This is a genomic window from Neobacillus kokaensis (genome assembly GCF_014656545.1).
Taxonomy (GTDB): domain Bacteria; phylum Bacillota; class Bacilli; order Bacillales; family Cytobacillaceae; genus Neobacillus; species Neobacillus kokaensis.
This window is the reverse complement of sequence record NZ_BNDS01000067.1, coordinates 1-1,407: the sequence shown is the minus strand read 5'-3', so window position 1 is coordinate 1,407 and position 1,407 is coordinate 1. Positions and strand designations below refer to the sequence as shown.

The 1,407-nt window shown below is 36.8% G+C and carries 1 protein-coding gene; it reads left to right on the top strand.

The annotated features are described in order from the left end of the window. Positions 1–16 precede the first annotated feature (16 nt). Positions 17–1,371 (top strand): IS3 family transposase gene (locus IE222_RS26175; RefSeq protein WP_191277313.1). Its coding sequence is split into 2 segments (ribosomal slippage): positions 17–470 and positions 470–1,371, totalling 1,356 coding nucleotides; the frame shifts between segments, so codons are not numbered across the junction. Positions 1,372–1,407: the final 36 nt, after the last annotated feature.

Sequence of the window (1,407 nt, the reverse complement as noted above, 5' to 3'; positions counted from 1 at the left end):
GAGGTGCAGTTTTTCTATGGCTAAATTTACTGCAGAAGATAAATTACAAGCTGTTCACCGTTATTTAAATGGAAATGAGAGTTCACGTGAAATAGGTAAATCTTTAGGAACTGATAATAAATCGATTCTTAAATGGGTCAAACAATATGAATATAATGGTGTAAAAGCATTCGTAAAATCATATACAAATTACACACAACCGTTTAAACTAGACGTACTAAATTATATGATTGAACATGGTACGTCCTTAATTGATACGGCTGCAATCTTTAATATAGCGGCTCCATCCACCATTCTTGTTTGGAAAAAGCATTTTGAAACACAAGGATTAGATGCCCTTCAATCAAAGAAACGGGGGCGTCCATCCATGAAAAAAGATTTGAAAAAACAAACAAAAGCCATGCCAGTTGAAGGGTCAGTCGAGGCACTGGAAGCACGTATTAAGCAACTTGAAATGGAGAACGAGTATTTAAAAAAGTTGAAAGCCTTAGTTCAAAACAAGGAAAAATCACCAAACAAGACAAAGCGCAAGTAGTCTATGAATTGAGGCATAAATATCCGGTGAAAGCACTCGTAAAGCTCGCTGGCATTCCACGTAGTACCTACTATGATGTAAGGAAACGTATGAATCGTCCAGATCCAGATGCCGATCTAAAAGTGGAAATAAAGACCATTTATGAAGAACATGAAGGACGTTATGGTTATCGCCGTATTCGTGATGAGCTTGCGAATCGTGGGCAAAAGATAAATCATAAGAAGGTTCAACGCATTATGAAAGCACTAGGGTTAAAGTGTATTGTACGCATGAAAAAATACAAATCATATAAAGGGACAGTTGGTAAAATAGCGCCAAATATTTTAGATCGTAACTTCACTGCAGATGCCCCAAATGAAAAATGGGTCACAGATATTACTGAATTTAAATTATTTGGTGAGAAGCTTTATTTATCACCTGTTTTAGACTTATTTAACGGAGAAATCATTACGTATACAATTGGCTCAAGACCAACTTATTCTCTGGTTTCAGAGATGTTGGAGAAAGCCTTAGAACACTTGCCGGAAGACCACCAGCTACTTATGCATTCCGATCAAGGATGGCATTATCAAATGGGGAAGTATCGGAAAAGACTAGAGTCACGAGGGATAAGGCAAAGCATGTCTCGTAAAGGCAACTGTTACGACAACTCTGTTATGGAGAACTTCTTTGGAATTATGAAATCTGAGTTCCTCTACATAAGAGAATTTGAAAGTGTAGAGCATTTTAAAATAGAATTAGAAAAATACATCACTTACTACAATACAAAGCGAATCAAGGCAAAATTAAAAATGAGTCCGGTGCAATACCGAACTCATTTTACCCAAGCTGCCTAATGAAATAACCGTGTCTAACTTTTAGGGGTCACTTCA